Here is an 11,898-nt window from a genome sequence, read left to right as displayed (position 1 = left end):
CTGAGGGCTAACGCAATAGCTCGCTGGGGCGAATGATCGCTGTACGGGCGTATTCAGCAAGCTCAGCAGCAAGATCATTGATGTCGCAGGTTAAGCGCAGACCTGCCCCCTTGATCAGCATCGGCAGGTTGACCCCGGTGAGGATTTCAACCTTATTTTCCTGGAGCAGTTCAACGCTGATGTTAGTCGGCGTTCCACCAAAAAGATCGGTCAATATTAATACCCCATCACCATCACTGCCCACCAGCCTGAAAGCCTCAAAGAGCTGATCACGGGCCGTATCAACAGCAGTTTCAGGTTCAATATTCACTGTCGCCAGGGCATCCAGCGGCCCTAAAATCATCTCTGCAGCCCGACCTAGTTCGGCGGCCATGCGAGAATGGGTGACGATCAGGATACCAATCATTTATTACCCCTTGGCGACATCGCGATGACTTTTCTGAACCGTCACATCGGCAACGGGGAACTGCTGACACAGATCTTCTACTATTGACACACTACGATGGCGCCCCCCGGTGCAGCCGATCCCGATGGTCAGATAACTTTTCCCTTCCTTGCGATAGTGAGGCAGCAAAAACATCAGCATCTGATCGAGGTGACAACGAAAATCCCGGGATTCCGGCTGGGACAGGACATAATCACGCACCCGTTTATCCAAACCGGTTAACGGTTGTAATTCAGGAATATAATGCGGGTTAGGCAAAAAACGCACATCAAAAACCAGGTCGGCTGCCAGAGGCAACCCGTAGCGATAGCCGAAGGATTCAATGTTGACAATCAGGCGCGCATCATGATCGGTGCCGATATATTCCAGTACCAGTTCACGCAACTGACGGACATTGAGGTTACTGCTGTCGATCACCCGGGTGGCGGCATCGCGCAGCAGTTTCAGTTGACGTCGCTCTCTTTCAACCCCTTCCAGCACCGAGCCGGCCTGGGCCAGGGGATGAGCGCGGCGGGTTTCCGAATAGCGCCGCAACAGCTCATCATCGTCTGCTTCAAAAAAAAGAATCTCGACCTGATGACCAGCACTGCGCAATTGTTCGAAGGTTCCGGCATGATCGATAAGAAAAGTGCGATTCCGTACATCAACAACAACAGCGATATCGGTTTGCTGATAAAGCTCCTGGCGTGCCCGTGCCATAAAATCCGGGAGCATTACCAGCGGCAGATTATCAACGACAAAGAAACCCTGATCCTCTAACGCCCGCGCCGCGGTAGATTTGCCCGATCCTGAAATACCGGTGATAATAACCAGGCGATTGTTCATTCGAGGTTCTCGCCGATAATGGTGTGAGCATGCAGATGGGCAGCTTCTGCCATCCGCTTCTCCAGCAACCCCTGAAACTCGCGCGCACTATGATAACCCATCTCTTTGAGCAGCTGGTTGCGTGCTGCCACCTCTACGATAGTACCTATATTGCGGCCGGGAGCTACCGGAATCCGCACATAGGGTAATTCCACGCCATGGAGTTGATAGGTAGTTTCATCAAGTCCGTGGCGATCATAATCTTTATCATCCCCCCATTTGACCAATTCCACGACCAGATCAATTTTTTTTCGTTCGCGCACTGAAGAGACCCCAAACAGGTGCTTGATATTCAGGATACCCAGGCCACGGATCTCCATGTGGTAGTGGAGCAGATCCATCCCCTCGCCGAAAATCACAGACGGCAACTTGAAGCGCACGCGGATCACATCATCGGCCACCAGCCGATAACCGCGCAATACCAGTTCGAGCGCACACTCGCTTTTGCCGATGCCACTCTTGCCCTGAATCAGCACACCAATACCGAGGACATCAACCAGTACACCATGCAGGGTTGAGGTTGGCAGCAGACGTTCTTCCAGAAAACGTGTCAACAAAGAGATAAAATCGGAACTGAGCAGCCGGGTTCTTAACAGGGGCGTTCCATAGCTTTCGGCCTGCTGAACAAGAAATTCGGGGACCTTCTGGTTTTTCGTGACAATCAGGCAACAGACACGCCGCTGACATAATTCACGCATGCGCTTTTCGGCTTCATCAGCCGGCATATTGGCCAAAAAGCTCAGCTCCGTCGATCCCAGCACCTGGATGCGGTCAGGATGCAGGCTGTTGCCAAACCCAGCCAGGGCCAGTCCCGGTTTCTGGATCCGCGGCAGAGAGATCAGGTTGTCCAAACCTGACTCACCGGCCAGCAACTCCAGATCGAGCCCGGCTTCTTTTTCTTCGAGGATATCCCTGATGCTTAATGTTTGCATGGAATCAACACCTGATCAGCGGCGCTGTGGCTGGCGCCATCACAGGATCCGGCATTGAAGCGTGACGGATCCCAGGAGCTACGGGGTACTTTCGTTGGCAAGGATAATCTGATAAATCGCTGCAGCGTCATCGGCGGCGAGTAACTGCTCACGCACATGGATATCTTTTAAGAGCTTTGAAATCCGCGCCAGGGTTTTAAGATGAACTCCAACAGCACCTTCCGGGGCAATCAACAAAAAAAACAGCTGGGCCAGTTGACCATCCATCGACTCAAAATCGACCCCTTTGCTGCTACGGGCAAAAACCAGCTGCAGCGCCTCCAGGTTGGCAATTTTTCCGTGGGGAATAGCGACACCATCACCAATACCGGTGCTGCCGAGCTTTTCGCGCTCATGAAGCACCTCAAGAACCCTGCCGCGTTCCAGTTCCGGCACCAGTGTTATCAGGGTATCGGTCAACTCCGCAAGAACCTCCTTTTTATCGGTAGCGCTAAGTTCGCTGATAATGGCATGTGGATTCAACAGTTCCGAAATTTTCATAACTCTTATCTTTATCGCTCAAAAGAAGATGAACCGTCGGGGCTGATGCACTCTATCGAGCACCAACCCCGCGATCATGCTATTTTCCGTGTGGAACAATCAGACCATAATTACCATCTTTACGCCGATATACAACATTCATTTCTTCGGAACGGTCATCGGTGAAGACCAGAAACTCTTTGCCGAGCAGGTCCATCTGCATGACTGCCTCTTCAACCGACATCGGCTTGATAAAAAATGAATTACTGCGGATGATTTCGGGCTCATCCCGGCCTTCATCAAAACTTGGTGCGGAATAAACGGTTTTTTCAATGCGCCGCTGAACCCCTTCGCTACCCTTATGATTTTTAAGCTTTTCCTTGTAGCGTTTAAGCTGACGCTCAATCTTGTCAACCATCAGATCGATGGCAGCATACATATCTTCTTTTTCTTCGACACTCTTCATCGTCAGCCCTTTGGCAACCATTGTCACCTCAGCGCGCTGATTAATCTTTTTTTGAACCGAAAGAACCACCTGGGCATCAATCGGCTCATCGATGTACTTTTTTACCCGCGCCAGTTTCTCTTCCACATAATCACGCAGGGGATCACTGCTCTCCATGTGTCTAAAAGTCACCGCGATTTGCATAAAGAACCTCCTCATTGCCGAGGGCCCTTCCATAGAGCCTCGTTTTCACCAGATTATAGCGCAATTATGATAATCGCGCTGAAATTGTCTGCCAGTGGGCATCCGGCGCTGCGTTAAAACAGACGTTTGCGTTCGGTTGACGAGCCGATACCAAGCATTTCACGATACTTGGTCACTGTCCGTCGGGCAATATCGATCTCCTGTTCCTTCAGCAGATCGACGATCTTCTGATCCGACAGGGGTTTTTTCGGATTCTCATCAGCGACAATTTCCCGGATCTTGCTTTTGACACTTTCCGAGGCCACCGCATCACCATCGCTGGTGTTGATGCCGCTGTTAAAGAAAAATTTCAATTCGAACAGCCCCTGAGGGGTCTGGACATACTTATTGGTCGTCACCCGACTGACCGTAGACTCATGCATCTGTATATCTTCGGCCACATCACGCAACACCATGGGCTTGAGATACTCAATGCCTTTATCGAAAAAGTCTCGTTGAAATTTGACGATGCTCTGGGTGACTTTATAAATAGTGCGCTGGCGTTGATGGATACTCTTTATCAGCCACACGGCACTGCGCATCTTATCCTGAATATAGTCTCCGGTTTGCTTATCAATACCCTTCGATTCCATCAGAGCATTGCGATAGAAGGCGCTGATACGTAGATTCGGCAGACCTTCGTCATTCTGAGTAACGACATAATCCTCACCCAGTTTGTGAATATAGATGTCGGGCACAATATAGTGTGCTTCTTCGTCGTTATAAGCACTGCCGGGGCGCGGGTCAAGCTCAGAAATCAGCTTGGTTGCGGCAAAGATTTCCTCAACCGGAAGCTTCAGCGCCTTGGCAATCTGGGGATACTTACGTGTCTCAAGCTCATCGATAAAATCACGCAGCAACACCGCCGCCAGCGAGTCTGAAAGCTCGAGGCGATGAAGTTGCAATAACAGACACTCCTGCAGATTACGGCAGGCGACACCTGGTGGGTCATAAGCCTGTACCCGTTGCAGAGCTGCTTGATAAACACCCAGGTCAGCACCAACTTGCTCAGCGAGTTCTTCAATCGAAGTTTGCAGGTACCCGGCATCATCAAGGTTGCCGATAATATCAACAGCTGCATGATGTTCCGGCGCGGGGACAGTTGACAGTCCGAGCTGCCACAGCAAGTGGTCGCTGAGGCGGCGTGGTTGGGTCATGAGGCTTTCAAACGAAGGACGATCTTCCTGCTCTTCGTAGTTGTCTCGGGCATCATTGCTGCTACTGTTGAGACTGTAACCTTCCAGATAAGTTTGCCAGTCGATATCACCGACCCCATCCATCTCACCGGAAAGTTCTTGTTCCGGCGATGACTCCTGGTTTGGTGTGGCGTCATCCTCGACCCCGGTACGAAGCTCTTCTTCCTTCTCCTCCTGATGATCCATGCCCTCTTCAAGAACCGGATTTTCAGCAAGTTCCTCAGAAATCGCTTCCACCAATTCCATTCGCGACAGCTGCAGCAGTTTAATAGCCTGCTGCAGCTGGGGGGTCATCACCAGTTGCTGGCTGAGTTTTACCTGAAGTCGAAGATCGAGTGCCATGGTTCCTTTGTAGTCCAAAACTGATGGTTTTGTAAATCCGCTGCGGCAACGCCGAAGCAGGTCAGCCTTTGATACAATCGCAAAAAAGCTTCAAAGCAGATGGCTAAGCAAAAAGCGTCAAATGCAAGGCGCACAAATGTCGAGCAATGAGGCGTACTTATGTACGTCGAAGCAGCGAGACGGTTGCGACTGTCCCAGTATGGGCGCAGCAGTCGGCGAGTTTTTGCGACGCCATCAGAGTTTGAATTTGTCTCCCAGATAAATCTCACGAGCCACCGGACTCGCCGCAATCTGCTCGGGTGTTCCGTACTCCAGCACCCGCCCCCGGTTGAGAATATAGCCGCGATCGCAAACACCGAGGGTCTCGCGCACGTTATGATCCGATATAAGAATGCCGATCCCGCGCCCCTTGAGATCCGAAACAATATTCTGGATATCGATAACCGCGATGGGGTCAATGCCGGCAAAAGGCTCATCAAGAAGCAAAAAAGCCGGTTTCAGAACCAGCGACCGGGCAATTTCAACCCGCCGGCGCTCGCCACCGGACAGAGCATAACCTTTTGAGTCACGGATGTGGGCAATATTCAGATCGGCCAGCAACTGCTCTAAACGCTGCTGCTGCTCAGACCTGCTCAGCCGCAGGGTTTCAATAATCGCCAGCAGATTTTCAGCAACGGTGAGTTTACGAAAAACCGAAGGCTCCTGTGGCAGATAGGAGATCCCCGACCGCGCCCGCTGATACATGGGCATGGCAGTCAGCTCGGTCTGATCGAGAACAACCTTTCCCTGATCCGGTGTCGCCAGTCCGACCACCATGTAAAAGCTGGTTGTTTTACCGGCACCATTAGGCCCGAGCAGACCAATCACTTCACCGGAGCTGACTTCCAGGTCGACCCCGGCAACCACTTCACGACCAGCGTAGGATTTATGCAGGCCAGTGGCGCGCAGCGTTCGGTTCACGGTGACTCCGGTTTCTTTTCCGGCAGGATCACCGCCCGCACCCGCCCCGTATCGTGACTTTTGACAACGCTGCGGTTCTGACCAATAAACAGGGTAATTTCATCGCCGGCAATGCGATTTTCACCCTGAACCACCTCGGCATTGCCGGACAGAATCAAGGTGTCCGCCTGCCGATCAAAAACAGCATGGTTGCCACGCGCGTTGCGCAATGGCTCTTCAATGCGCACGTTACCCGCGGCTTCAACGCGACTGACGTCATTCTGGTCATCAAAGATCACCGTCAGCTGATCGGTATAGAGGGTCTTATCTCCCTGCTGGGCTACAACGTCGCCGCTGAATATCGATTTCTGCTCTTCCTGAAAAACCTCGAGCCGGCTTGAGGTGATCTCCAGCGGCTGATCAGAATCCGCCGTCCCAAAAAAATCAATCGCGCCGGCGTTCAGTGTCCAGGTAAAGAACAACAGCAGCAGATATTTAAGGACCAGATCAATTCTCACCAGGGTTCTCCTTTAGTTCCGGCCACAGCAGCATTCTGACATCTTTTTCTACCAGCATGATGTTTTTTTCGAGATCAACCAACAGGCCAACGCCGGTCAGTTCCATCCGTGGTGCCTGATAATGGATCGGCGCAGCGGTTGACAGTTGCCGCTGCTGATCTTTATAGCGTAGCGATTCGGTCTGCAGCCGTTCGTCCCCTTCACCGACAATGACTACCTTACCCCAGACATCAACCTGACGGGTATCTTCCTGCAGTTCGCCATGCTCAGCGGTCAGGCTCAGATTCCCAAAAGCTCCAGCCTCATAAAAAGTCAGTTGTACCGGCGTCAACCTCACCAGATTATTACCGCGCAGATACTCGGCGCGATCAGCTACCAGGGTCCAGCGTTTATGCCCATCCTGGGTTTCTGTGTAGTTGAGATTATCCAACGCCAGATCAATCTCCGGAGACAGGGCCTCAAGGACTTCCTGCACCGGCGCCTGCTGAACATGGCGCCACACCACGAGGCCAAGCATAATAACGACCAGCAGCGTAAGCAATGCCAGAATTCGGCGCACATTCAACATGGCTGCGCCACACGCTGATTATGGCACACAGACTGACTCACGGGGAAAAATAACGCGTCGTCTGTTCGGGCCAGTGGCCACTACCCTGCAGCAGAAGGTCGCAGATCTCCCTGACCGCGCCGCGACCTCCGCACCGCAGGGTGACATAATCAACCCGCTCAGCCATTTGCGGTACGGCGTCAGCAACGGTAGCGCTGAAACCGACACGACAAAGAATCGGCAGATCAACCAGATCATCGCCGACATAGGCAACCTGATGATCCGCAAAGCCGGTCCGCTTGAGAATCTCCAGATAGGGCTCGAGCTTGATCTTCGCTCCCTGGTAGAGAATAGTAATCCCCAATTCCTGGGCACGGCGATTGACGATAGTGGATGTCCGCCCGGTGATAATTCCAACCTGGAACCCGGCCCGCTGCAACATCTTCAAGCCATGACCATCCTTGACATCAAAGGCTTTTAGCTCATTTCCCTGCTGATCATAAATGATGCGCCCATCCGTCATGACGCCATCGACATCCAGTAACAAAAGTTTGATGGCGGCGAGCTTTTCATTTATCTCGACCTTCATTACACCACCCCGGCACGCAGCAGATCGTGCAGATGAATAATACCGATCGGAACCTGACTCTGCTCGTCCTCAAAGACAAAGAGAGAGGTAATCGCATGCTGTTCCATGATCTGCAGCGCCTTGGCCGCCAGATTGCGTCGTAAAATCCGTTTTGGTGAAGTCGACATCGCATCGGCAATAGGTAACTGCAGGGTTTCCAGTCCGCGTTCCATCATCCGCCGCAGATCACCGTCGGTAAACACCCCGAGCAATAATCCAGCCGCATCAATAACCCCGGTCACCCCGAGTTTTTTGCTGGTAATCTCAAACAGGGCGTCGCGCAACAAGGTATCCGGTGACACCAGGGGGATGTCGGCGCCCTTGTGCATCAGATCCTCAACCCGCAACAGCAGTTTTTTGCCCAGGGCACCACCAGGGTGGAACATGGCAAAATCTTCGGCCCTGAATCCACGCTCATTGAGCAATGCGACCGCCAGGGCATCCCCCATCGCCAGGGTGGCAGTGGTGCTCGCTGTCGGAGCCAATCCTAAGGGGCAGGCTTCTTCGGCAACACTGATATCCAGATGGACATCACCGGCAATACCCAAGGTGCTGGTCGGCCTGCCCGACATGGCAATCAGGGGCAGACCCATGCGCTTGATCACCGGCAGAATACGACAGATCTCCTCGGTTTCGCCGGAATAAGAAACCGCAATCACCACATCGCCGCGAGACAGCATCCCCAGGTCACCATGGATACCCTCGGCCGGGTGAAGGAAAAAGGTTGGCGTACCGGTTGAAGCCATCGTTGCGGCAATCTTGTGACAGATCAGGCCCGACTTTCCCATACCGGTAACGACGACCTTGCCCTCGCAGGCCAGAAGAATCTTGATCGCTTTGACAAAATCTTCGTTCAACCGGTCTTTTAGGGCATGGACCGCATCGGCCTCGATCTGCAATACCTGACGGGCTATTTCCAGCATTTATTTATCACCTTGATTAAGAGAGTCCTTGACCACATGATCGATGGTCAATATCTGCTTTAACATTGTTTTCACCTGCGCCAGCGGCAGAGAATTGGCACCATCGCACAGGGCCTGGTCAGGATTTTCATGAACCTCCCAGAACAGTCCGTCAATACCGGTAGCTACCGCTGCCCGCGACAAAGCACCAACGAACTGCCGCTGACCACCGGAGGAGCCACCGGCACCACCGGGTAACTGCACCGAGTGGGTTGCATCAAAAATCACCGGATAGCCCAATTGACGCATGATCACCAGAGCACGCATGTCGGTGACCAGATTGTTGTAGCCAAAGGTCGCACCCCGCTCGGTCAGTAGAATCTGCCGATTCCCGGTTGAGACAACCTTGTTGACACCATGTTCCATATCCCAGGGCGCAAGGAACTGCCCCTTTTTGATATTGATCGGCTTGCCCGTCTGCCCTGCTGCTACCAGCAGGTCAGTCTGACGGCACAAAAAGGCCGGAATCTGCAGCACATCAAGGACCTCGGCCGCTGCGTCAATCTGGCTGATATCATGGATATCCGACAGGATCGGCAGGTCAAATTCCTTCTTGACCCGCTCCAGAATCCGCAAACCGGTTTCCATCCCCAAACCACGAAACGATGTCACCGAGGTGCGATTGGCCTTGTCGTAAGAGGCCTTGAACACCAGTTCACAACCGAGCCGACTGGTGATCTCTTTTAATCCCTCGGCAATACGTAAAGTAAGACCTTCGTCCTCAATGGCACAGGGGCCGGCAATCAGTACCAGGGATTTATTACCGCCAAAGCGCGCGCTACCTACTGCAACTTGTTCCATACTGTTACTCCTGTCGCACCTTTAAACAGGCACCTATAAAAGATTCAAACAGGGGATGCGGCGCCATGGGTCGTGACTTGAACTCAGGGTGAAACTGACACCCCAAGAACCAGGGGTGATCCTTGAGTTCGATAATCTCAACCAGATTGGACTCGGGATTGATTCCCGAACAGACCAGTCCGCACCCCTTGAGTTTTTCCAGATAGTTATTATTAAATTCATAACGGTGACGATGGCGTTCAGAGATCTGCTCAAGGCCGTAGATACGCCGCGCCAGAGTATCTTTTTCAAGCGCACAGGGATAAGCCCCAAGGCGCATCGTACCGCCCTTGCCTTTGACCTTTTTCTGGTCTTCCATGATGTGGATGACCGGATTAGCCGCCTGTTCATGAAATTCTGATGAGTGCGCGTCGTCGATTTCGCAAACATGACGAGAAAACTCGACAACCGCCATCTGCATCCCCAGACAGATCCCGAAAAAAGGGACTTTATTGGTCCGCGCAAAGTGAATCGCTGAAATCTTGCCCTCGCTGCCACGCTCGCCAAAGCCTCCGGGCACGAGGATGCCGTCGATGTCGCTGAACATGCCATTAATGCCGTGGCGTTCCAGAGCTTCGGAATCAACATATTTCAGATTGACGCGACAGTCGTTTGCGATGCCACCATGAATCAGGGCTTCGGCCAGCGACTTGTAGCTTTCGGTCAGGTCGACATACTTGCCGACGATAGCGATGGTAATACTCTCGGAGGGGCGCTTGACCCGCTCAACAATCCGCTCCCAGTCGGACAGGTCGGGCGACTTGGTCCAGATGTTCAGATAATTGATGATCCGCTCGTCAAGCCCCTGATCATGAAAAGCGGTCGGCACTTCGTAGATGGTCTCCACGTCGCGGGCAGTAATGACCGCCTCTTCGGGCACATTGCAGAAAAGGGCAATTTTGGCTTTCATATCGCGGGGGATTTCACGATCACAGCGACACAGCAGGATATCAGGCTGAATACCGATCTCACGCAGATCCTTGACACTGTGCTGGGTCGGCTTGGTTTTCAGTTCGCCGGCGGTCGCAATGTAAGGCACCAGGGTCAGGTGGATATAGAGAACGTTTTCGCGCCCACGATCAACGCGGAACTGACGAATCGCCTCAAGAAAAGGCAGGGATTCGATATCCCCTACCGTGCCACCAACCTCAACAATGGCCAGATCGACCCCTTTGGCGTTGTCGAGAATTTTCTGTTTGATCTCATTGGTGATGTGCGGAATAACCTGCACCGTTCCGCCCAGATAATCGCCACGACGTTCCTTGCGGATAACTGAATCGTAGACCTGGCCGGTGGTAAAGTTGGACTTACGTGACAAAGTTGCAGTGGTGTAACGCTCGTAGTGCCCCAGATCAAGATCAGTTTCTGCGCCATCGTCGGTCACAAAGACCTCACCGTGTTGAAACGGACTCATGGTACCGGGGTCAACATTAATATAGGGATCCATCTTCTGCATCGAGACCTTTAACCCCCGAGCCTCCATCAAGGCGCCTATCGAGGCGGCTGACAGCCCCTTGCCCAGGGAAGAAACAACCCCGCCGGTTACAAATATAAATTTTGTCTTCATGTGGAAAATTTTTCCCCGATATCTAGTTAATTTTCTGCTTCACACCAAAGGCGTGATTCTACACACAAACAGAACCGAAAGAAACCCTGAACTGTAAAAATGAATCTGCTCTGACGTAAAAAGTAAGCAACTGTTTTAATTGTTTTTTTTATTAGTCATCAGCAGCTCAACCCGCTCAAGATCAGCCGGGGTATCCACCCCGTGACTATCCCACTCGGTCTCGGCAACATAGAGGCGCACCCCCCGTTCCAGTGCCCGCAACTGCTCGAGGCGTTCCAGTTGTTCAAGCGGGGTTTCGGGCCAGCGCGGGTAATCAATCAGCAGCGCACGCCGATACACATACAGACCAATATGCCGCCACACAGCAAGATGCGACAACTGTGCAGCAAACTCCTCCTTCTTCAAATCACGCGGCCAGGGGATCGGAGCACGGGAAAAATACAGAGCAAAGCCGCCCATATCCCTGACCACCTTGACTACATTCGGGTTATGAAAATCTTCGGTTCGCGTCAATCGTGCTGCCAGGGTTCCCATCTCGATGTCGGCATTGTCAAGCATTGGCCGTATCGCCTGATCAATCATCTGCGGTTGAATCAGGGGCTCGTCCCCTTGCACATTAACGATCAGGTCACTGTCGAGGGTGCCGGCAACCTCTGCCAGGCGATCAGTACCAGTCGGGTGATCCGCACGTGTCAACATGGCTTCGCCACCGAACCCTTGCACACAGTCCAGAATACGTTGATCATCGGTGGCAACAATAACACGATCAACAAGCTCTGCAGCGGCTACCTGCCGACAGACGTGCTGAATCATCGGCAGTCCCTGGAGCATGGCCAGCGGTTTGCCGGGAAAGCGCGTTGAAGCATAACGAGCGGGAATAATCGCAGTCACTTTTTTCATCAGGGAGCAAT

14 protein-coding genes are annotated in these 11,898 nt (G+C 52.6%); all 14 read right to left on the bottom strand.

Features of this window, described 5'->3' with window-relative positions; genetic code table 11:
- Positions 1-7 precede the first annotated feature (7 nt).
- Positions 8-406: a PTS sugar transporter subunit IIA gene (locus tag AC1931_RS00370; RefSeq protein WP_483875246.1), complete on the bottom strand. Its 399-nt coding sequence runs from the start codon at positions 404-406 to the stop codon at positions 8-10.
- Positions 407-409: 3 nt separating this feature from the next.
- Positions 410-1,270, bottom strand: coding sequence for an RNase adapter RapZ (rapZ, locus tag AC1931_RS00365; protein ID WP_483875245.1), 861 nt, complete (start codon positions 1,268-1,270; stop codon positions 410-412).
- Positions 1,267-2,241, bottom strand: a complete 975-nt coding sequence (gene hprK / locus AC1931_RS00360) for an HPr(Ser) kinase/phosphatase (protein WP_483875244.1) — start codon at positions 2,239-2,241, stop codon at positions 1,267-1,269. The genes rapZ and hprK overlap by 4 nt, the downstream gene beginning before the upstream one ends.
- 78 nt (positions 2,242-2,319) lie before the next feature.
- Positions 2,320-2,781: a PTS sugar transporter subunit IIA gene (locus AC1931_RS00355; protein WP_483875243.1), complete on the bottom strand. Its 462-nt coding sequence runs from the start codon at positions 2,779-2,781 to the stop codon at positions 2,320-2,322.
- Between the two features lie 79 nt (positions 2,782-2,860).
- On the bottom strand, positions 2,861-3,409 hold the full coding sequence (gene hpf / locus AC1931_RS00350) for a ribosome hibernation-promoting factor, HPF/YfiA family (protein WP_483875242.1): 549 nt from the start codon (positions 3,407-3,409) through the stop codon (positions 2,861-2,863).
- 113 nt (positions 3,410-3,522) lie between these two features.
- Positions 3,523-4,986 (bottom strand): RNA polymerase factor sigma-54, encoded by a 1,464-nt coding sequence (gene rpoN, locus AC1931_RS00345; protein ID WP_483875241.1) that lies wholly within the window; start codon positions 4,984-4,986, stop codon positions 3,523-3,525.
- A gap of 234 nt (positions 4,987-5,220) precedes the next feature.
- Complete coding sequence (gene lptB, locus AC1931_RS00340; RefSeq protein ID WP_483875240.1) at positions 5,221-5,946, bottom strand: LPS export ABC transporter ATP-binding protein; 726 nt, start codon at positions 5,944-5,946, stop codon at positions 5,221-5,223.
- Complete coding sequence (gene lptA / locus AC1931_RS00335; protein ID WP_483875239.1) at positions 5,943-6,443, bottom strand: lipopolysaccharide transport periplasmic protein LptA; 501 nt, start codon at positions 6,441-6,443, stop codon at positions 5,943-5,945. Before lptA ends, lptB begins: the two co-directional genes overlap by 4 nt.
- Positions 6,433-7,011 (bottom strand): LPS export ABC transporter periplasmic protein LptC, encoded by a 579-nt coding sequence (gene lptC / locus AC1931_RS00330; RefSeq protein ID WP_483875238.1) that lies wholly within the window; start codon positions 7,009-7,011, stop codon positions 6,433-6,435. Before lptC ends, lptA begins: the two co-directional genes overlap by 11 nt.
- Positions 7,012-7,048: 37 nt before the next feature.
- Complete coding sequence (locus tag AC1931_RS00325) at positions 7,049-7,579, bottom strand: KdsC family phosphatase (protein WP_483875237.1); 531 nt, start codon at positions 7,577-7,579, stop codon at positions 7,049-7,051.
- Positions 7,579-8,541, bottom strand: coding sequence for a KpsF/GutQ family sugar-phosphate isomerase (locus tag AC1931_RS00320; RefSeq protein ID WP_483875236.1), 963 nt, complete (start codon positions 8,539-8,541; stop codon positions 7,579-7,581). The genes AC1931_RS00325 and AC1931_RS00320 overlap by 1 nt, the downstream gene beginning before the upstream one ends.
- Entirely contained in the window at positions 8,542-9,381 is an 840-nt protein-coding gene (gene kdsA, locus AC1931_RS00315; RefSeq protein WP_483875235.1) for a 3-deoxy-8-phosphooctulonate synthase, read from the bottom strand. It lies immediately after the preceding gene.
- A 4-nt stretch (positions 9,382-9,385) separates the two neighbouring features.
- The gene (locus AC1931_RS00310) at positions 9,386-10,987 is read right to left on the bottom strand and encodes a CTP synthase (protein WP_483875234.1); all 1,602 of its coding nucleotides are present in this window, start codon (positions 10,985-10,987) and stop codon (positions 9,386-9,388) included.
- 135 nt (positions 10,988-11,122) lie between these two features.
- Entirely contained in the window at positions 11,123-11,887 is a 765-nt protein-coding gene (kdsB, locus tag AC1931_RS00305) for a 3-deoxy-manno-octulosonate cytidylyltransferase (protein WP_483875233.1), read from the bottom strand.
- Between the last annotated feature and the right edge of the window lie 11 nt (positions 11,888-11,898).

The sequence above is a fragment of the Pelovirga sp. C15f genome, assembly GCF_057178085.1.
The sequence above is the reverse complement of the archived record's forward strand: the minus strand, read 5'-3'. Positions and strand labels throughout refer to the sequence as shown.

What these genes read in the sequence shown, in the direction of transcription:
- AC1931_RS00370 (WP_483875246.1), bottom strand. Translation starts at nt 406, where the DNA reads ATGATTGGTATCCTGATCGTCACCCATTCTCGCATGGCCGCCGAACTA.
- rapZ (WP_483875245.1), bottom strand. Translation starts at nt 1,270, where the DNA reads ATGAACAATCGCCTGGTTATTATCACCGGTATTTCAGGATCGGGCAAA.
- hprK (WP_483875244.1), bottom strand. Translation starts at nt 2,241, where the DNA reads ATGCAAACATTAAGCATCAGGGATATCCTCGAAGAAAAAGAAGCCGGG.
- AC1931_RS00355 (WP_483875243.1), bottom strand. Translation starts at nt 2,781, where the DNA reads ATGAAAATTTCGGAACTGTTGAATCCACATGCCATTATCAGCGAACTT.
- hpf (WP_483875242.1), bottom strand. Translation starts at nt 3,409, where the DNA reads ATGCAAATCGCGGTGACTTTTAGACACATGGAGAGCAGTGATCCCCTG.
- rpoN (WP_483875241.1), bottom strand. Translation starts at nt 4,986, where the DNA reads ATGGCACTCGATCTTCGACTTCAGGTAAAACTCAGCCAGCAACTGGTG.
- lptC (WP_483875238.1), bottom strand. Translation starts at nt 7,011, where the DNA reads ATGTTGAATGTGCGCCGAATTCTGGCATTGCTTACGCTGCTGGTCGTT.
- AC1931_RS00325 (WP_483875237.1), bottom strand. Translation starts at nt 7,579, where the DNA reads ATGAAGGTCGAGATAAATGAAAAGCTCGCCGCCATCAAACTTTTGTTA.
- AC1931_RS00320 (WP_483875236.1), bottom strand. Translation starts at nt 8,541, where the DNA reads ATGCTGGAAATAGCCCGTCAGGTATTGCAGATCGAGGCCGATGCGGTC.
- kdsA (WP_483875235.1), bottom strand. Translation starts at nt 9,381, where the DNA reads ATGGAACAAGTTGCAGTAGGTAGCGCGCGCTTTGGCGGTAATAAATCC.
- AC1931_RS00310 (WP_483875234.1), bottom strand. Translation starts at nt 10,987, where the DNA reads ATGAAGACAAAATTTATATTTGTAACCGGCGGGGTTGTTTCTTCCCTG.
- kdsB (WP_483875233.1), bottom strand. Translation starts at nt 11,887, where the DNA reads ATGAAAAAAGTGACTGCGATTATTCCCGCTCGTTATGCTTCAACGCGC.